This is a genomic window from Erwinia sp. 009765445, assembly GCF_058137865.1.
The window spans coordinates 1-17501 of the sequence record NZ_JBYUWC010000012.1 but is presented as its reverse complement, the minus strand read 5'-3'; the positions used below and the strand labels follow the sequence as shown (position 1 = coordinate 17501).

Annotated in this window: 18 protein-coding genes and 1 riboswitch; of the genes, 8 read left to right on the top strand and 10 right to left on the bottom strand. The window is 55.1% G+C overall.

Translation table 11 applies throughout. From position 1 onward, the window contains the following. Window positions 1-87: 87 nt before the first annotated feature. Window positions 88-279, bottom strand: a complete 192-nt coding sequence (locus tag AC3Y5R_RS14320; protein WP_489921909.1) for a DUF1127 domain-containing protein — start codon at window positions 277-279, stop codon at window positions 88-90. A gap of 171 nt (window positions 280-450) precedes the next feature. Here AC3Y5R_RS14320 and AC3Y5R_RS14315 point away from each other — a divergent pair, with 171 nt between their 5' ends. Beyond that, complete coding sequence (locus tag AC3Y5R_RS14315) at window positions 451-1893, top strand: aminotransferase-like domain-containing protein (RefSeq protein WP_489921908.1); 1443 nt, start codon at window positions 451-453, stop codon at window positions 1891-1893. A 451-nt stretch (window positions 1894-2344) separates the two neighbouring features. Beyond that, window positions 2345-3373, top strand: coding sequence for a glycosyltransferase family 32 protein (locus tag AC3Y5R_RS14310; RefSeq protein ID WP_489921907.1), 1029 nt, complete (start codon window positions 2345-2347; stop codon window positions 3371-3373). On the opposite strand, the gene thiH is transcribed toward AC3Y5R_RS14310, so the two are convergent. From thiH to rsd, 7 genes are all read right to left on the bottom strand, one after another. Beyond that, complete coding sequence (gene thiH / locus AC3Y5R_RS14305) at window positions 3370-4500, bottom strand: 2-iminoacetate synthase ThiH (RefSeq protein ID WP_489921906.1); 1131 nt, start codon at window positions 4498-4500, stop codon at window positions 3370-3372. The two genes, AC3Y5R_RS14310 and thiH, sit on opposite strands and share 4 nt — an antisense overlap. Next, window positions 4497-5273 carry a thiazole synthase gene (locus tag AC3Y5R_RS14300; RefSeq protein ID WP_489921905.1) on the bottom strand — a complete coding sequence of 259 codons (777 nt, stop codon included), beginning with the start codon at window positions 5271-5273 and terminating at the stop codon, window positions 4497-4499. The genes thiH and AC3Y5R_RS14300 overlap by 4 nt, the downstream gene beginning before the upstream one ends. A 1-nt stretch (window position 5274) precedes the next feature. After that, on the bottom strand, window positions 5275-5475 hold the full coding sequence (gene thiS / locus AC3Y5R_RS14295; RefSeq protein ID WP_489921904.1) for a sulfur carrier protein ThiS: 201 nt from the start codon (window positions 5473-5475) through the stop codon (window positions 5275-5277). Further along, window positions 5459-6220, bottom strand: a complete 762-nt coding sequence (locus AC3Y5R_RS14290) for a HesA/MoeB/ThiF family protein (RefSeq protein WP_489921903.1) — start codon at window positions 6218-6220, stop codon at window positions 5459-5461. Before AC3Y5R_RS14290 ends, thiS begins: the two co-directional genes overlap by 17 nt. Further along, window positions 6210-6857 (bottom strand): thiamine phosphate synthase, encoded by a 648-nt coding sequence (thiE, locus tag AC3Y5R_RS14285; protein ID WP_489921902.1) that lies wholly within the window; start codon window positions 6855-6857, stop codon window positions 6210-6212. The genes AC3Y5R_RS14290 and thiE overlap by 11 nt, the downstream gene beginning before the upstream one ends. Continuing rightward, on the bottom strand, window positions 6854-8788 hold the full coding sequence (gene thiC, locus AC3Y5R_RS14280; protein WP_489921901.1) for a phosphomethylpyrimidine synthase ThiC: 1935 nt from the start codon (window positions 8786-8788) through the stop codon (window positions 6854-6856). The genes thiE and thiC overlap by 4 nt, the downstream gene beginning before the upstream one ends. Window positions 8789-8878: 90 nt before the next feature. Next, a riboswitch (TPP riboswitch) is annotated at window positions 8879-8979 on the bottom strand. A 123-nt stretch (window positions 8980-9102) separates the two neighbouring features. Beyond that, window positions 9103-9609, bottom strand: a complete 507-nt coding sequence (rsd, locus tag AC3Y5R_RS14275) for a sigma D regulator (RefSeq protein ID WP_489921900.1) — start codon at window positions 9607-9609, stop codon at window positions 9103-9105. Between the two features lie 74 nt (window positions 9610-9683). Between rsd and nudC the strand changes: the two genes are divergently transcribed. The 6 genes from nudC to AC3Y5R_RS14245 all read left to right on the top strand — a co-directional run bounded on the left by nudC (window position 9684) and on the right by AC3Y5R_RS14245 (window position 14153). After that, window positions 9684-10457: an NAD(+) diphosphatase gene (nudC, locus tag AC3Y5R_RS14270; RefSeq protein ID WP_489921899.1), complete on the top strand. Its 774-nt coding sequence runs from the start codon at window positions 9684-9686 to the stop codon at window positions 10455-10457. Between the two features lie 40 nt (window positions 10458-10497). Continuing rightward, window positions 10498-11565, top strand: a complete 1068-nt coding sequence (hemE, locus tag AC3Y5R_RS14265; protein ID WP_489921898.1) for a uroporphyrinogen decarboxylase — start codon at window positions 10498-10500, stop codon at window positions 11563-11565. Window positions 11566-11567: 2 nt separating this feature from the next. Then, a complete protein-coding gene (nfi, locus tag AC3Y5R_RS14260) occupies window positions 11568-12236 on the top strand; it encodes a deoxyribonuclease V (RefSeq protein WP_489921897.1) in 669 nt (222 codons plus the stop codon). Between the two features lie 65 nt (window positions 12237-12301). Further along, on the top strand, window positions 12302-12892 hold the full coding sequence (locus AC3Y5R_RS14255) for a YjaG family protein (protein ID WP_489921896.1): 591 nt from the start codon (window positions 12302-12304) through the stop codon (window positions 12890-12892). A gap of 188 nt (window positions 12893-13080) precedes the next feature. Further along, entirely contained in the window at window positions 13081-13353 is a 273-nt protein-coding gene (hupA, locus tag AC3Y5R_RS14250; protein ID WP_002438605.1) for a nucleoid-associated protein HU-alpha, read from the top strand. 137 nt (window positions 13354-13490) lie between these two features. After that, window positions 13491-14153, top strand: coding sequence for a DUF1481 domain-containing protein (locus tag AC3Y5R_RS14245; RefSeq protein ID WP_489921895.1), 663 nt, complete (start codon window positions 13491-13493; stop codon window positions 14151-14153). Between the two features lie 66 nt (window positions 14154-14219). Here AC3Y5R_RS14245 and purD read toward each other — a convergent pair whose 3' ends face one another. After that, window positions 14220-15500: a phosphoribosylamine--glycine ligase gene (gene purD, locus AC3Y5R_RS14240; protein WP_489921894.1), complete on the bottom strand. Its 1281-nt coding sequence runs from the start codon at window positions 15498-15500 to the stop codon at window positions 14220-14222. Between the two features lie 14 nt (window positions 15501-15514). Continuing rightward, window positions 15515-17104 carry a bifunctional phosphoribosylaminoimidazolecarboxamide formyltransferase/IMP cyclohydrolase gene (gene purH, locus AC3Y5R_RS14235; RefSeq protein WP_489921893.1) on the bottom strand — a complete coding sequence of 530 codons (1590 nt, stop codon included), beginning with the start codon at window positions 17102-17104 and terminating at the stop codon, window positions 15515-15517. Window positions 17105-17501 lie beyond the last annotated feature (397 nt).

Below are 17501 nucleotides of genomic sequence, written 5' to 3'. Positions count from 1 at the left end.
TGCCTGAAATCCCAGCGAAAAATGGGCAGCTAAACGAATTCAGCCGCCCCAAAAAAGGGTGCAGTAATCCCTGCGCCCAACACCACATTATTTATAACGCTTCACATCTTCGCAGGTTAAACCGATATCTTTCAGCTGCAGGTCACTCAGGTTGGAGAGAACCTTGCGGGTGTGTGCTCTCAGCCGCCAGGCTCTCCACAGTCGGTAAGGTAGCAGGTACATCAGGCGAAACGGTGAGTCTTTAAAGGGGCGACCACCCCGGTTTTCATGAAATTCCATCTTGTCCTCCTCACGTTGATATGGCTCTATTCTGCAATGAACGTGTCGGGCGATACAGATGCAAAAATCACCTTTATTTAACATACAGATTGCGTAATAGTGGCGCTGAATGGTTGTTTACGAATCAATCTGTACTGGTTTTCCCTGGTGACTGATTTAACGGAGCATACAATGACAAGATACAAGCATCTGGCCGATCTGCTGGCGAAGCGGATTGAGCAGGGATTTTATCAGGCTGGAGAGCGCCTGCCGTCGGTGAGAACGCTGAGTACTGAACATGGCGTCAGTATCAGTACAGTTCAGCAGGCTTACCATCTGCTGGAAGAGAAGCAGCTGATTACTCCACAGCCACGCTCTGGATACTTTGTGACGCCCCGCAAAGCGGTTCCTCCCGTCCCGGCATTAACCCGTCCGGTGCAACGACCCGTTGAAATTACCCAGTGGGAATCAGTGCTCGAACTGCTCAGCGTTCGGGAAGAAAAGGACATCGTTAAGTTGGGCAGCGGGATGCCGGATCTTGATCAGCCATCGCTTAAGCCGTTGTGGAAGATCTTCAGCCGCATCGGGCATCAGCAGGATCCGGGGATGCTGGATTACGACAATCTTTATGGTGTCCCGGAACTGCGTGAACAGATTGCGCGTCTGACCATCGACAGCGGCTGCAGCCTGACGCCACAGGATATTGTGATCACCACTGGCTGCCACGAAGCACTCTCTGTTTCGATCCGGGCCGTTTGCCAGCCGGGAGATATTGTTGCCGTTGAATCACCGACGTTTCACGGCACCATGCAGACGCTGCGGGGCTTTTGCATTAAAGCCATTGAGATCCCCACTGACTCCGGCACCGGCATCAGCCTTGAAGCTCTGGAGCTGGCCCTGGAGCAGTGGCCGGTGAAAGCGGTTATCGTGGTACCCAACTGTAATAACCCGCTGGGTTTTATTATGCCGGAACCGCGAAAGCGCGCATTGATGGCACTGGCCCAGCGTTTTGACGTGGCGATTATTGAAGATGATGTTTACGGTGAGCTGAGTTATGACTATCCCCGTCCCATCACCCTGAAATCACTGGATGAAGACGGCCGGGTTCTGCTTTGCAGCTCATTTTCCAAGACGCTGGCACCCGGTTTGCGGGTCGGCTGGGTGGCTCCGGGGCGCTATCTCGACCGTGTGCTGCACATGAAATATATCGTCACCGGCTCCACGGCAAAGCAGCCACAGATGGCCGTGGCCGAGTTTATCCGCCAGGGATATTACCCTGCGCACCTGCGGCGTATGCGGCAGATGTACCAGCGTAACCTCGAGATATTTACCCTTTCGGTTCGCAAGCACTTCCCCTGTGGGATCTGCGTCACCCGACCGCAGGGCGGCTTTTTAATCTGGATTGAATTACCTGAAATACTGGATACCGTGCGTCTCAACAGGGAATTGCGTGAAAGTCGCATACAAATTGCCGTCGGTTCACTGTTTTCCGCTTCCGGTAAGTACCGTAATTGTTTACGCCTTAACTATGCCCAGCCCTTTACCGAGCGAACTGATAAGGCGCTGGCGATCCTTGGTGCCGCTGTTGAGCTGGCCATGGAGAAATGCCTCCCCTCTTCGGCAGTGATGAAGTGAGGCAGGCCCGACAGGGGAGGAGTGTCACCGGGCCTGGTCGGTGCCGTCATGGCATCGACCGCGCTTACCGTACGCTGCTAAAAAAATGCCACCAGTACCATAAATTAGTTTTGCGATGACGCTTCAGGATTAATTAATATCGTTACATGTTTATAAACAAAACTGCGAAATGTATTTCATTAAGCGATTGTTTCTTCAGTATTGCTTAACTTAAATATATTTATTAATTTCTCGTCTGAATTTGCGGCATGTTTGTGAAATTAATGAATAAACTGGCGCTGAGGTTTTTCTTAAATTCCCGCTTTCCACGACTTTCCATTGTTGATGTGAATTTTCTTTGTTAGCTTTATTAAAATAAATCTGCTGTCCCTCTTTGCGTCCATTTCATGGGCGTGGATCTTCTATATCTATATTATCTGGGTCTTTCTCATGGCCTGGCGCAGGAGAGGTTATGAATAAGAATTCACTCAAGGCACTGGTGCGTCCGCTATTGAAAAATGTGGTCTCATTACGGCTGCTGGCAGAGAAAAAAATAGGTAAGCGCAAGAGATTAGCCGATTACGATCCTTCTCTTGAGAAAGACCTGGATATTGTGGTTCACCCTGCGGCTTTGCCTGCCATTCCTAAACAGATCTGGATGTTCTGGGCAGGCTCCACACTGCCATCAGAAATACAGGCATTCGTGAACAAAATAGCCCGTGAAAACCCGGAATATAAGCTGACCGTAGTCAACAGTGTTAACCTGCAGCAGTTTCTGCCTGGGTTGCAGTTCACCCGTTCTGATATGCTGGTGGCCCATAAAAGCGATTATATCCGCCTGGAATTGCTATACAGATACGGCGGGATCTGGATGGATGCCACGACCATTCTTAATCGTTCTCTTGACAACTTCCTGTCGGTAAATCTGAACAGTCGCTACGATATGGTCGCTTTTTATCGTGATGTTTCAACGGTAGACAAAAATTATCCCATTATTGAAACCTGGTTTATGGCTGCGCCACCGGGTAATGATTTTATTAAACGCTGGCTGCATTATTTCAGTCCGATTATGGAACTTGGTGCTGTGGAGTATTTCCGCCAGTTGAAAAGCAGACCTGATTATGAACAGGTTGTACAGCGCATTACCGATCCAGGCTATCTCATACTGAATATTGCTCAACAGCTGGCGCTTCGCGAGTACAATCAGTACAACTTTTATTTGAGAAAATGCGAAGCTAATGCTTTCTATTATCAACGCCTGGTCAGCTGGAATGCCGTACAGCTCAGCCGAATGATGATGGTGGACAGCGTGCCGGAAGCGTTGCCTCCGTTGATTAAACTGACCGGGCTGGAACGTAAGTTCCTGGCAACAAACCTGAAATATGGCGTGGTGAATAAAGACAGCCTGATTGGCCGGGTCATTTTTGCCGACCAGAAGCAGACGTTGCCAAACTTGCCGATCTCTGGTGGCATGCCTGACAACGCTGCGGGTTCGTTCTAAATCACTGGCTTCCGTCCCAGATAGCTGTCCCAGTCTTTCCAGACGGGTTGCAGTCCTCTTTGTACCAGCGCTCTGGCCACCTGCTGCGGATGGCGGTTATCATGCGGAGCAAACTGCTCCAGCTCGATTTTGCCATCCGCATAGCCGCCTGGCTGGGTCTTCGAAAAGGCGCTGACGGTGTTAATAGCCAGCGGCACGACCCTATCGCGAAACTGCGGTGATTCACGGGTTGAAAGGGATTGTTCAACTTCCGGCGCAAACAGACGGTAGGCGCAGATCACCTGTACCAGCTGAGCCTCATCCATCAGCGAAGCCGGTTGGATCCCGCCAGCGCAGGGCCTCAGGCGGGGGAAGGCGACAGAATAACGGCTTTGCCAGTACGTTTTTTGCAGCCACAGCAAATGCTCCGCCATCATGTAGCAGTCCGTACGCCAGCTTTCTGACAACCCAATCAGCGCCCCCAGCCCGATTTTATCCACGCCCGCGCGGCCCAACCGGTCAGGGGTCTCCAGCCGGAAAAAGAAGTCCTGTTTATTCCCTTTCAGGTGATGCTGGCTGTACACCGCCGGATGATAAGTTTCCTGATACACCAGTACGCCATCCAGCCCCAGCGCTTTCAGCTCGGCATACTCCGGTTCGCTCATCGGCTGCACTTCCATCATCAGCGAACTGAAATGTGACCTGATGGCCGGCAGGTGCTGACGGAAATAGTCCATACCCACCTTTGTCTGGTGCTCGCCCGTGACCAGCAACAGCTGATCGAACCCCATAGCGCGGATTGCCTGGCATTCACGCTCGATCTCATCCGCATCCAGCGTTTTGCGTTTGATACGGTTGCTCATGGAGAAGCCGCAGTATGTACAATCGTTTGCGCAGAGATTTGATAGATACAGGGGTACAAACAGATTCACCGCATGACCAAAGCGCTGGCGGGTGAGGAGCTGCGCCTTTCTCGCCAGTGGCTCAAGATAAGCCTGAGCGGCAGGCGAGAGGAGCGCCATCAGCTCCTCGCGGCCCACTTTATGGGCATTCAGCGCCTGCTCAACGTCGGCTGCCGTTTTGCTGTTGATGCGCAGCCGGATATCGTCCCACTCCAGCTTTTCCCACTCAGAGACAAAGCTCCTCATTCCATTACCCCGTTTTGCAGAAAACTGGTCAGCGGACTGGTGGCAATCGCCTGCTGATGGCGGCTGCCCAGCCCGCTACGATAAGCGAGTGCTCCAGCCTCAACCGCCAGCCGGAAAGCACGCGCCATCTGTACCGGATGAATCGCTGAAGCTATGGCGGTGTTAACCAGCACCGCATCTGCGCCCAGCTCCAGTGCCTCGCTGGCGTGACTGGGGGCGCCAATTCCTGCATCGATTACTACCGGCACGGAGGATTGCTCTATGATCATCGCCAGCAGATCGCGGGTTTTGAGCCCCTGATTGCTGCCAATGGGTGCTCCCAGCGGCATCACTGCCGCACAGCCTGCTTCCTCCAGCCTTTTGCACAGCACCGGATCGGCGTGGCAGTAAGGGAGCACGGTGAACCCCTCTTTCACCAATGCTTCGGCCGCTTTTAGCGTTTCAACCGCATCAGGCAGCAGATAGCGCACATCAGGATGGATCTCCAGCTTCAGCCAGTGAGTGCCCAGCGCTTCACGGGCCAGCCTGGCGGCGAAAATAGCTTCTTCCGCCGTTTTGGCACCGGACGTATTGGGCAGCAACTGCACGCCCAGTTGCTGCAGTGGGCGCAGAATGCCATCATCACCACCGCGCAAATCGACCCGTTTCATTGCCATTGTCACCAGTTGTGTGCCGGATTCTTTTAATGCTTCCAGCATCATGGCAGGGCTGGAAAATTTGCCGGTGCCGGTGAATAAACGGGAAGAAAAGGTTTTATCGGCTATCTGTAACATATCAACCTCCGGCGATGGCCTGAAAAATCACCAGCTCATCGCCTTCCTGTAAGAGCCAGTCAGCCCAGCGGTCGCGGGGCACAATGTGCTGATTGACTGCCAGCGCAGTTCCCGTTTGCTGGCGGCAAAGCTGCTCAAGCAGCGCCTTCAGCGTCAGCGGGTCATTCAGATCCATCGGCTCATCGTTAACCACAATGTTCATAGCCGCCTCCGCATACCGGGCAGTGGGCGCTGCGCTCAAGGTTCAGCGTGCGCCAGGTTTGCTGGCGGCCGTCAAACAGCCTCAGCTTACCGTCCAGCGATGAAGCGTGGCCTGACAGCATCTTCAGGGCTTCCAGCGCCTGCAGCGTTCCCATCACGCCGACCACCGGCCCCAGCACGCCCGTCGTCCGACAGTTGCGCTGCGGTTCGGCATCATCCGGCCACAGGCAGCGGTAGCAGCCGTGCCTGAAGGGAGGAGTCAGCACCAGTAGCTGGCCGCTGAGGCCAACCGCGCTGGCGCTGATCAGTGGCGTGGCGCTTTGTAAACAGGCTTCATTCACCGCCTGGCGGGTTTGTATGTTGTCGCTGCAGTCCAGCACCAGATCGACCCACTGCATCGCTTCTTTCAGTGTTTTCGCATCCATACGATGCTCCACGGCGATAAACTCCACCTGTGGGTTCAGTGATTGCAGATGCCTTTTCGCTGCGGCTGCTTTGGGTTCGCCAGTTTCATTGCTGCGAAACAGAATTTGCCGCTGAAGGTTACTGATATGCACCTTATCGTCGTCGGCCAGCAGCAGCTTACCGACGCCAGCCGCGGCGAGGTACAGCGCGGCAGGAGAGCCAAGCCCGCCAAGCCCTACAATCAGCACGCTGGCCGCCAGCAGCTTCTGTTGGGCATCCAGACCAAACTCTTCCAGCAGCAGCTGGCGGCTGTAGCGCATAAAATCGCTGTCACTGAACATGGGCGGCACCTCCTGTTCCGGCCAGCGCCAGCAGCTGTTCCGTGGCAGATTTCCAATCCGCAGCTTGGGTAATAGCACTGACCACAGCAATGCTGCCCACGCCGGTTGCCAGCACAGAAGGAGCGCGTTGCAGAGTGATACCGCCAATCGCTACTGTTGAGACTCCTTTTAATCGTGAAACATGGCGCTTCAGCTCTTCCAGTCCCTGAGGGGAAGAGGGCATCTCTTTGGTTTGCGTCGGGAATACATGGCCCAGCGCGATATAGGAAGGCTGCTCGGCCAGGGCGCGATCCAACTCGGCATCATCGTGGGTGGACAGACCCAGACGAAGACCGGCACGGTGGATCGCATCCAGATCGGCGGTGTCCAGGTCTTCCTGACCCAGATGAACACCGTAAGCCTGATATTTGATCGCCAGCCGCCAGTAGTCATTGATAAACAGCCGCGCCCGGTAGCGTCGGCCCAGTGCGATTGCGGCAGCCACATCCTGTTCGACCGCGGCTTCCGTCTGGTCTTTAATGCGCAGTTGCAGAGTGCGTATGCCAGCCGCCAGCAGGCGCTCGATCCACTCCACCGTTTCAACTACCGGATAGAGGCCAAGTCGCTCTTCCGTGACGGGAAACGGGCCACGGCTCATACTTTTTCCTCCGGCGAGAGTGCATCAGCAGGGTGATACAGCTCGCTGCCGCGCTGGCGGAAGGCTTCTGACATTTCGGCCATGCCAATCTCAATCGGTCTGGCTTCCGCTTCCTGCTTCGCCGCGTATTCGCGCACTTCCTGGGTGATCTTCATCGAGCAGAATTTCGGGCCACACATGGAGCAGAAGTGTGCGACCTTGCCGGATTCCTGCGGCAGCGTTTCGTCGTGGTAGGCGCGGGCTGTGTGCGGATCGAGAGCCAGGTTGAACTGATCTTCCCAGCGGAATTCGAAACGCGCCTTAGACATGGCGTTATCGCGGATCTGCGCGCCAGGATGGCCTTTTGCCAGATCTGCCGCGTGGGCAGCGATCTTATAGGTGATCAGTCCCTGCTTCACATCCTCTTTGTTCGGCAGGCCAAGGTGCTCTTTCGGCGTCACGTAACACAGCATGGCGCAGCCGAACCAGCCGATCATCGCTGCACCAATACCGGAGGTGAAGTGGTCATAACCCGGCGCGATATCGGTGGTCAGCGGGCCAAGGGTATAAAACGGGGCTTCGTGGCAATGCTCGAGTTGCTCGGTCATATTGCGGCGGATCATCTGCATCGGCACGTGGCCGGGGCCTTCGATCATCACCTGCACATCATATTCCCAGGCGATTTTGGTCAGCTCGCCCAGCGTGTGAAGCTCGGCAAACTGAGCCTCGTCGTTGGCATCCTGAATGGAGCCCGGACGCAGGCCATCGCCCAGCGACAGGGAGACGTCGTAAGCCGCACAGATTTCACAAATTTCGCGGAAGTGCTGGTAGAGGAAACTCTCTTTATGATGCGACAGGCACCATTTCGCCATGATTGAGCCGCCGCGGGAAACGATGCCGGTCAGGCGCCTGGCGGTCATCGGCACGTAGCGCAGCAGCACGCCTGCATGGATGGTGAAGTAATCCACGCCCTGTTCGGCCTGCTCAAGCAGGGTGTCGCGGAAGATCTCCCAGTTAAGGTTCTCGGCAATGCCGTTCACCTTTTCCAGCGCCTGATAGATCGGCACCGTGCCGATGGGTACCGGACTGTTACGCAGGATCCACTCGCGGGTTTCGTGGATATTTCTACCGGTGGAGAGATCCATAACGGTATCGGCACCCCAGCGGGCTGACCACACCAGCTTCTCCACTTCTTCTTCGATCGAGGAGCTGACCGCCGAGTTGCCGATGTTGGCATTGATTTTCACCAGGAAATTGCGACCGATGATCATCGGCTCCGATTCCGGGTGGTTGATATTGGCCGGGATGATCGCACGGCCAGCAGCAACTTCCTGGCGGACGAATTCGGCCGTGATGTTTTCCGGCAGATGAGCGCTAAAACTGTTGCCCGGATGCTGCTGCAGCAGGGCTTCCCCACGAATACGCTCGCGTCCCATATTTTCCCGCAGCGCGATAAATTCCATCTCAGGGGTGATCACTCCCAGGCGTGCATAATGCATCTGGGTAACACAGCGGCCAGCCAGCGCCCGGCGTGGATGCGGAAGATTATCAAAACGCAGGTGATCCAGCCCTTCATCGGCCAGCCGTTGCTGAGTATAAACCGAGCTGAGTTGCTCAATTGGTTGAGTATCGCCACGCCCGATGATCCACTCATTACGCAGCCGTGCCAGACCGGCATGCACATCGATTTTCGCTTCAGGATCACCGTAAGGTCCGGCAGTGTCGTAGACCGGCACTGGCTCGTTATCCTCAAACTGCGGGTTATCTTTGCTGCCGCCAACCATTGTCGGGCTTAGCTGGATTTCGCGCATTGGCACGCGAATATCGTCACGGGAGCCCGTCAGCCAGATACGTTTAGAGTTGGGAAAAGCGGTGCCCTGCAGGGAATCGATAAACTGTTGTGCTTCAGCACGCTGCTCACGGCGGGTGGGTTTTTTATCAACGGTAGACATAGCACGTTCCTGAATAAATAGGGAAAGTTGCTTGTCCGGAGTTCGGAGGAGTAAGTGCAGGGTGTGAGGATATACGGGGACACACCATCACTGAATTTTACTCTTGTTCCCTTCGCAGGTACTAACCTGATCAGGTTCCGCGGATCCCGAATTAACGGTCTCAGCCCCGTGGGGCACTCCGACAAGAAGAATTCTGCTTCCCACAGCGGGGAGGGCAGAACGAGTGTGAACGCCTGGTGGCGGGTCACTTAATTGCCCACTCAGCATAAAGGGGCTTTTTGGAAACTACAAGGGTTTTACAAACTGCTAACTTCTCAGGCCGGGCGAGCGAGCGGGGAATCGTTAGCCGCACCCAGTTGCTCCGAGTTTTTATTCAGCGCCAGCTGAATAAATTTATCTTCCAGTGTGAAACGGGCCTCCAGCGCTTCGCCCACGGCCGACAGCGCTGTCTGGAACGCCAGGCAGTTATCATCATCGATAGCATTTTCGAGATGAGAATCGTAAACCTGCATTATCTGCTCAGTATTCGCCTGCAGAGAGGGATAGATTAGCGCGGCTTTTGCCAGTTGTTCACTGCCTTCCATCTCTTCAATAAAGCGTTCATAAATGGTGAAGTGACCGGTAGAAAGATAGTCCACCAGACTCTGGCAAAAAGTATCCAGCGCGTTTTCATCGAGCGTAGTCAGCGAATCCTTGTTAGGCTTGATGCCAACCATCTGATAATAGGCAACCAGCAGCTGCTTACGTGAGCGCAGACAAAAGTCTACCAGGTCACTGCACCCGCCAACGCGCGCGGTCAGAACTTCCAACTGGTTAAGCATGAGTGACTCCGTAAGTGTTTAATTTTTATCTCTAACCCCAATCCAGCACCGTGAAGCTGAGGATGAGCAAATTTATGCAACGTGAGATTTCAAGCGTAGACGCTGGCTGGTGGGTTGTCAGCCACGAACATAAACTTTGGTTACCAAAAGGTCAATTACCATACGGCAATGCACAAGAATTAGGCCTGAGTGGATCGAAAGGATCGTTGATCGGCGAATGGCAGGGTGAGCCGGTGTGGTTGATCTGCGGTAGCCGTAAAGAAGAGATGGGATCGCTGCGGCAGATCCTCGATCAGGACGTTGGCCTGTTCCAGCTTGCCGGGCGTGGGATCCAGCTGGCAGAGTTTTATCGTTCTCATAAGTGGTGCGGCTATTGCGGTCATGAGATGCACCACAGCAAAACCGAATGGGCCTGCCTGTGCAGTCACTGCCGTCAGCGCTATTATCCGCAGATCGCGCCCTGCATTATCGTGGCCATCCGTCGCGGGGAAGAGATCCTGCTGGCGCAGCACACCAAACACCGCAACGGCGTTTACACCGTGCTGGCCGGTTTTGTCGAAGTGGGCGAAACGCTGGAGCAGACAGTAGCGCGTGAGGTGATGGAGGAGAGCGGGCTGAAGGTGAAAAATCTGCGTTATATTTCCTCGCAACCCTGGCCGTTCCCTCAGTCGCTGATGATGGCGTTTATGGCCGATTACGACAGTGGTGAAATCAACATCGATCCGAAAGAGCTGCTGGAGGCGGGCTGGTATCGCTTTGATGCGTTGCCACAGCTGCCGCCTGCGGGGACCGTGGCTCGCCGTTTGATTGAAGATACCGTTGTCCTCTGCCGCGCCGAGGCGGAATGAATGGTATACTGCGCGCCTGAAAAAGAGAGAGTCATTAAAGATGAGTGAACTGAAGAACGATCGTTATCTGCGCGCCCTGCTGCGCCAGCCGGTAGATGTGACGCCAGTGTGGATGATGCGCCAGGCCGGACGCTATTTGCCAGAGTACAAAGTCACGCGCGCCCAGGCCGGTGATTTTATGTCGCTGTGCAAAAATGCCGAACTGGCCTGTGAAGTGACGCTGCAGCCTCTGCGTCGCTATCCGCTGGATGCCGCGATCCTGTTCTCTGATATTCTGACCATCCCTGATGCGATGGGGCTGGGCCTCTATTTTGAAGCCGGTGAAGGTCCTCGTTTCTCTTCCCCGGTGACCTGCCGGGAAGATGTTGAAAAGCTGCCAGTCCCGGATCCGGAGCAGGAACTGGGCTATGTGATGAATGCCGTGCGTACCATCCGCAAAAATCTGCAGGGTGAAGTGCCGCTGATCGGCTTCTCCGGCAGCCCGTGGACGCTGGCGACCTATATGGTCGAAGGCGGCAGCAGCAAAGCCTTCACCAAACTGAAAAAGATGATGTACGCCGAGCCGCAGACTCTGCACCTGATGCTGGACAAGCTGGCAGACAGCGTGACGCTCTACCTCAATGCGCAAATCCGTGCGGGCGCACAGTCAGTGATGATTTTTGATACCTGGGGTGGCGTGCTGACCGGCCGTGATTATCTGGAGTTCTCACTGAATTACATGCACAAAATCGTCGATGGCCTGCTGCATGAAAACGACGGTCGTCGTGTGCCGGTGACCCTGTTTACCAAAGGCGGCGGACAGTGGCTGGAAGCGATGGCTGCAACCGGCTGTGATGCGCTGGGATTGGACTGGACCACCGATATCGCCGATGCGCGCCGCCGCGTGGGCCATAAAGTGGCATTGCAGGGCAACATGGATCCGTCAATGCTGTATGCCCAGCCCGATCGCATTGAGCAGGAAGTGGCAGGCATTCTGCAGGGCTTCGGCAATGGCACCGGTCACGTGTTCAACCTGGGCCACGGCATTCATCAGGATGTGCCGCCAGAAAACGCCGGAGTCTTTGTGGAGGCGGTTCACAAACTTTCACGCCCTTATCATCAGGACTGAGTATGGATATTCAGGCATTAAAGCAAGAGCAGCTGACTCGTGCCGCCGCAGTAGTACGCGAGGATGATTTTGAGGTAATGCCTCCGCGCTATATCGCTGGCGCGGATGTCGGTTTTGAACAGGGCGGTGAGGTCACCCGTGCTGCTCTGGTTATTCTGGACTATCCTTCGCTGAAAATGGTTGAGCACCGCGTCGCGCGGATTGCCACCACCATGCCTTACATCCCCGGTTTTCTCTCTTTCCGTGAATATCCCGCCCTGCTGGCTGCCTGGCAGCAGCTGCAACACCAGCCCGACCTGCTGTTTGTTGACGGTCAGGGAATTGCGCATCCCCGCCGCCTTGGCGTTGCCAGCCATTTTGGCCTGCTGGTGGATGTGCCGACTATCGGGGTTGCCAAGAGCCGTCTGTGCGGCAAATTCGAACTGCTGGATGAGGAACCAGGTGCACGTCAGCCGCTGATGGATAAAGGTGAGCAGATTGGCTGGGTGCTGCGCAGCAAGCGTCGCTGTAACCCGCTGTTTATCTCTCCGGGCCATCGCATCAGCGCGGATACAGCTCTGCACTGGGTGGAAACCTGTCTGCAGGGTTATCGTCTGCCAGAACCGACCCGCTGGGCCGATGCTGTCGCTTCACAGCGCCCGGCTTTTGTGCGGCTGTCAGCAAAGGGTTAACGGTGTGAGACGCGGTCTTTTCAGTTACACTGCAGACCGCGCACTAATGTTGAAGAGAGCCCATCATGTTACGTAATCCGATTCACCTGCGGTTGGAAAAGCTGGAAAGCTGGCAGCACGTTACTTTTATGGCCTGCCTGTGTGAACGCATGTATCCCAACTATTGGGCTTTCTGCCAGCAGACCGGGTTTGGCGACGGTCAGCTTTATCGCCGCATTCTCGACCTGATCTGGGAAACTCTGGTGATAAAAGATGCCAAAGTTAATTTTGACTCGCAGCTGGAAAAGCTGGAAGAGGCGATCCCGGTAGCAGAGGATTACGACCTGTATGGCGTCTATCCGGCTATTGATGCCTGTGTGGCACTGAGCGAGCTGCTGCATTCGCGCCTGAGTGGTGAAACCCTGGCGCATGCCATTGCGGTCAGCGAGACTTCGATCACCACCGTGGCGATGCTGGAAATGACCCAGGCCGAACGCGAAATGACCGATGAAGAGTTAAAAGAGAATCCCGCTGTTGAAGAAGAATGGGACATCCAGTGGGAGATTTTTCGCCTGCTGAGCGCCTGTGAGGAGAGGGATCCCGAACTGATAAAAGGACTGCGATCTGACCTGCGGGAGTCGGGGATCAGCAATATCGGTATAAATTTTCAGCAATAAGGCGAGAAAACGTGACTTCAGGCCTGATTTGTAGCGCCTTAAGGCTTCACATTGGCCCCCTGTCTGGTCTACATTTGGGGGGCTGAAAAAAGTGGCTATCGGTGCGTGTATGCAGGAGAGTGCCAGAATCTGGTTTTTCCCTCGCACTCGGTGCTTAGCAAGCGATAAATACACTGTAAGGATAACTTATGAACAAGACTCAACTGATTGATGTAATTGCGGACAAAGCGGACCTGTCTAAGACCCAGGCTAAAGCTGCTCTGGAATCCACACTGGCTGCGATTACTGAGTCTCTGAAAGAAGGTGATGCTGTACAACTGGTTGGTTTTGGTACCTTTAAAGTGAACCACCGTGCTGAGCGTACTGGCCGCAACCCGCAGACTGGTAAAGAAATCAAAATTGCTGCTGCAAACGTACCGGCATTTGTTTCTGGTAAAGCACTGAAAGACGCTGTTAAGTAATAGTGTGACAGTGAAGAGTTCCAAACAGGGGGGCGTTAAGCCCCTTTTGTTCAGGCTGACTTCCACTGTCCACTTCTCCTACTGCCTCAGCCTCCTCTGCTGCGGCATTTTTGCTTTCTTTGTGTGATACTCACACTATGACTCGTTCTCCTTTCACTCTGTTCACTCTCGCGATAATGCTGTTACTGGCAGGCTGCAGCTCGCGTCCAAAGCTTCCTGACTTCACCGGCAGCGGGTACCTTGCCGATCGCGGGGCAGTCAGGATCTGGCGCAAAGAGAGCGCGCCGCACTCCAGCCACCTGATGACCGTCTATACCCCTTTCAGCGACTCAGCCACGGAAACCACCGAGTACCAGTGGCAGGAAAATAAGCTGATCTCTATTGAACGGCACACCGCCGGAGAGCATCCGGAGAGCGTCACGATGCGTTTTGACCAGGATGGCAGCCTCAGCTTTATGCAGCGGCAGCTGGAAGGACGCCGTGAAGCGCTCTCGCCTGACGCTGTGGCGTTATATCAGTTTGATGCAGGGCGTATGCTGAAAATCAGTGACGACCTGCTGGAAGGGCGCGTATTGCTGAAACAGGGCCACTGGTCAACGGACGGAACCGTCACGCTTTGTCAGGGTGGCGAAATCCGGCCCGGCTTTGATCGTTACTCGACCAACTACATTGTGCAGCACCAGCAGGAGTCCGGTAAGCCAGTCAGCCTCTCCTGGCTGGAAGCGCCAAAAGGTACCCAACTGCTGCTGGTCTCAAAGGATGATGTCTGCCCGGCTGAGCCGAAAGCGGCTGATTTTTAGCTATAAAAAAGGCCGGATTATCCGGCCTTTGTGATGTTATTCAGCTTGTATGTCGGGGCCAGACTCTTATTTGCGGTCAATTGCCCGGTAGCCGATATCTTTACGGCAGAAGCTGCCTTCCCACGAAATGTTTTTCGCCAGATCGTAAGCGTGTTTTTGTGCCGCGGCAACATCCTCGCCCAGTGCGGTTACGCAGAGTACCCGTCCGCCGTTGGTCACCACCAGGTCATCCTGCATTCTGGTGCCCGCGTGGAAGACTTTGCCATCCGGCGTCTCTTCCAGCGGCAGGCCGTGGATCTGGTCGCCAGTGTTGTAGTCGCCAGGATAACCACCCGCCGCCAGCACCACGCCCAGTGAAGGACGAGGATCCCAGACGGAGTCTTTGGTATTCAGCTTGCCGTCAATGGCCGCCAGGCAAAGATCCACCAGATCTGACTGCAGGCGTAGCATGATCGGCTGAGTTTCCGGATCACCGAAGCGGCAGTTAAATTCGATCACTTTCGGCTGGCCGCTTTTATCGATCATCAGACCCGCGTACAGGAAGCCGGTATAGACGTTGCCTTCGGCAGCCATGCCACGCACGGTTGGCCAGATCACCTCGTCCATCACGCGCTGGTGGATTTCATCGGTTACGACCGGAGCCGGGGAGTAAGCACCCATACCGCCGGTGTTCGGGCCGGTATCGGCATCACCCACACGCTTATGATCCTGGCTGGTGGCCATTGGCAGTACGTTTTCGCCATCGACCATCACGATAAAGCTGGCTTCTTCGCCGTCGAGGAACTCTTCCACCACAATCCGGTGGCCTGCATCGCCAAAGGCGTTACCGGCCAGCATATCCTGGATGGCATCTTCCGCTTCCTGCAGCGTCATCGCCACGATCACGCCTTTACCGGCAGCCAGACCATCAGCTTTGATCACGATAGGCGCGCCTTTGCTGCGGGTGTAAGCCAGCGCCGGCTCCACTTCGGTGAAGTTCTGATATTGCGCAGTTGGGATCTGATGGCGGGCCAGGAAATCTTTGGTGAAGGCTTTTGAGCCTTCCAACTGGGCGGCCGCCTGAGTTGGGCCAAAAATCTTCAATCCAGCCGCGCGGAACGCATCAACCACGCCAATCACCAGCGGCGCTTCCGGGCCGACAATGGTCAGATCGATCTTTTCGCTCTGCGCAAAGTTCAGCAGGGCAGTGATGTCGGTGGCGCTGATGGCCACATTCTGCAGGGCGAGTTCCAGCGCGGTACCGGCGTTGCCCGGGGCCACAAAAACGGTTTCTGCCAGCGGTGACTGAGCGGCTTTCCACGCCAGTGCGTGTTCACGTCCGCCATTGCCAATTACTAAAATTTTCATCTTTGAGTCCTTAATCAGTGGCGGAAGTGGCGCATGTCGGTGAAGATCATCGCAATGCCGTGTTCATCAGCGGCGGCGATCACCTCTTCATCGCGAATAGATCCACCCGGCTGGATAACGCAGCTGACGCCGACGGCAGCAGCAGCATCAATGCCGTCTCGGAACGGGAAGAAGGCATCAGAGGCCATGGCCGAGCCTTTCACTTCCAGTCCCTCATCGGCCGCTTTAATCCCGGCAATTTTCGCAGAGTAAACCCGGCTCATCTGGCCTGCGCCTATGCCGATGGTCATATTGTCACGCGCATAGACGATGGCGTTGGACTTAACGAACTTGGCTACTTTCCAGCAGAACAGCGCGTCACGCAGTTCCTGCTCCGTTGGCTGGCGCTTGCTGACCACACGCAGCTGGCTTTCGGTTACCATGCCCAGATCGCGATCCTGCACCAGCAGACCACCGTTAACCCGTTTGAAATCCAGACCGGCCTGGCGCTGTTGCCACTGACCACAGGTCAGCACGCGCACGTTCTGCTTGGCTGCCGTTACTTTCAGGGCGGCTCCACTGGCGGAAGGGGCAATAATCACTTCCACGAACTGGCGGCTGATGATTGCCTGAGCTGTTGCTTCATCCAGTTCACGGTTGAATGCGATGATGCCGCCAAAGGCTGAGGTCGGGTCGGTCTTGTATGCCTGCTCGTAAGCCTCAAGGAGGGAACTTGCCACGGCCACACCGCAAGGGTTAGCGTGTTTGACGATCACACAGGCTGGCTCGCTGAACTCTTTCACACATTCCAGCGCCGCATCGGTATCTGCGATGTTGTTATAAGACAGCGCCTTGCCCTGAACCTGCTGTGCGGTGGCAACAGAAGCTTCAGAAACGTTCTCTTCTATATAGAAGGCAGCGTCCTGATGGCTGTTCTCGCCGTAACGCATATCCTGCTTCTTGATGAAGTTCAGGTTAAGCGTGCGTGGGAAGCGACCGGAAGGTTCAGTGGTTTCGCCGTGATAAGCCGGAACGAGGCTGCCAAAGTAGTTAGCAATCATACTGTCGTAGGCGGCTGTGTGCTCGAAGGCTTTGATCGCCAGGTCGAAACGGGTTGCCAGCTGCAGAGAGTTACTGTTGGCATCCATTTCATCGATGATTGCCTGGTAGTCGCTGCTTTTGACCACAATTGCCACGTCTTTATGGTTCTTGGCCGCGGAGCGCACCATGGTTGGGCCGCCGATATCGATATTTTCAACGGCGTCTTCCAGCGAGCAGCCTTCACGGGCAACTGTTTGGGCAAAGGGATAAAGGTTCACTACCACCATGTCAATTGGCGAGATGCTGTGCTCCTGCATGATGGCGTCATCCTGACCGCGGCGTCCCAGGATGCCACCGTGCACTTTCGGGTGCAGGGTTTTGACACGTCCATCCATCATTTCCGGGAAGCCGGTGTAGTCCGAGACTTCTGTCACGGGCAGGCCAGCATCTGCCAGCAGGCGGGCGGTACCACCGGTGGAGAGCAGCTCGACACCGCGCTTTGACAGCGCCTGAGCAAATTCGAGGATTCCGGCTTTGTCAGACACGCTAAGCAGAGCGCGACGTACAGGACGAGGTTGTTGCATGAGATTTATCCCTTGGCTTTGGTTCGCATAGATAAGAGCGTTACATCAATCTTAGTCACTTCTTTCTCTATAGAGAAAAGAACCGGCCCGGGATTCAGGTAACGCCCCCAACAGGGGGCCTGGATTTTGCGAGGCATTGTAGCGAAAACGTTTGCGTGATGCTCGTCTAAATTCGCAGCTGCGGACGAATGTGGATAAGTTTGTGCATAACTGCGTATAAACTGCCCTTTTGCTGTGGAATGCAGCGAACGCGCTATTTTTCGCAAATTAGGGGTTGTCAGGGTGAGGAAACTCCCTATAATGCGCCTCCATCGACACGGAACAACGGCTTACAGGCCGCCGGGTTGAGAGGTTCAGGAAGCTGAATCTGCGGAGAAAAACTTCTGAAAAAGAGGTT

Coding starts and splice junctions, on each gene's coding strand:
- AC3Y5R_RS14320 (WP_489921909.1), bottom strand. CDS start 279: ATGGAATTTCATGAAAACCGGGGTGGTCGCCCCTTTAAAGACTCACCG.
- AC3Y5R_RS14315 (WP_489921908.1), top strand. CDS start 451: ATGACAAGATACAAGCATCTGGCCGATCTGCTGGCGAAGCGGATTGAG.
- AC3Y5R_RS14310 (WP_489921907.1), top strand. CDS start 2,345: ATGAATAAGAATTCACTCAAGGCACTGGTGCGTCCGCTATTGAAAAAT.
- thiH (WP_489921906.1), bottom strand. CDS start 4,500: ATGAGGAGCTTTGTCTCTGAGTGGGAAAAGCTGGAGTGGGACGATATC.
- AC3Y5R_RS14300 (WP_489921905.1), bottom strand. CDS start 5,273: ATGTTACAGATAGCCGATAAAACCTTTTCTTCCCGTTTATTCACCGGC.
- thiS (WP_489921904.1), bottom strand. CDS start 5,475: ATGAACATTGTGGTTAACGATGAGCCGATGGATCTGAATGACCCGCTG.
- AC3Y5R_RS14290 (WP_489921903.1), bottom strand. CDS start 6,220: ATGTTCAGTGACAGCGATTTTATGCGCTACAGCCGCCAGCTGCTGCTG.
- thiE (WP_489921902.1), bottom strand. CDS start 6,857: ATGAGCCGTGGCCCGTTTCCCGTCACGGAAGAGCGACTTGGCCTCTAT.
- thiC (WP_489921901.1), bottom strand. CDS start 8,788: ATGTCTACCGTTGATAAAAAACCCACCCGCCGTGAGCAGCGTGCTGAA.
- rsd (WP_489921900.1), bottom strand. CDS start 9,609: ATGCTTAACCAGTTGGAAGTTCTGACCGCGCGCGTTGGCGGGTGCAGT.
- nudC (WP_489921899.1), top strand. CDS start 9,684: ATGCAACGTGAGATTTCAAGCGTAGACGCTGGCTGGTGGGTTGTCAGC.
- hemE (WP_489921898.1), top strand. CDS start 10,498: ATGAGTGAACTGAAGAACGATCGTTATCTGCGCGCCCTGCTGCGCCAG.
- nfi (WP_489921897.1), top strand. CDS start 11,568: ATGGATATTCAGGCATTAAAGCAAGAGCAGCTGACTCGTGCCGCCGCA.
- AC3Y5R_RS14255 (WP_489921896.1), top strand. CDS start 12,302: ATGTTACGTAATCCGATTCACCTGCGGTTGGAAAAGCTGGAAAGCTGG.
- hupA (WP_002438605.1), top strand. CDS start 13,081: ATGAACAAGACTCAACTGATTGATGTAATTGCGGACAAAGCGGACCTG.
- AC3Y5R_RS14245 (WP_489921895.1), top strand. CDS start 13,491: ATGACTCGTTCTCCTTTCACTCTGTTCACTCTCGCGATAATGCTGTTA.
- purD (WP_489921894.1), bottom strand. CDS start 15,500: ATGAAAATTTTAGTAATTGGCAATGGCGGACGTGAACACGCACTGGCG.
- purH (WP_489921893.1), bottom strand. CDS start 17,104: ATGCAACAACCTCGTCCTGTACGTCGCGCTCTGCTTAGCGTGTCTGAC.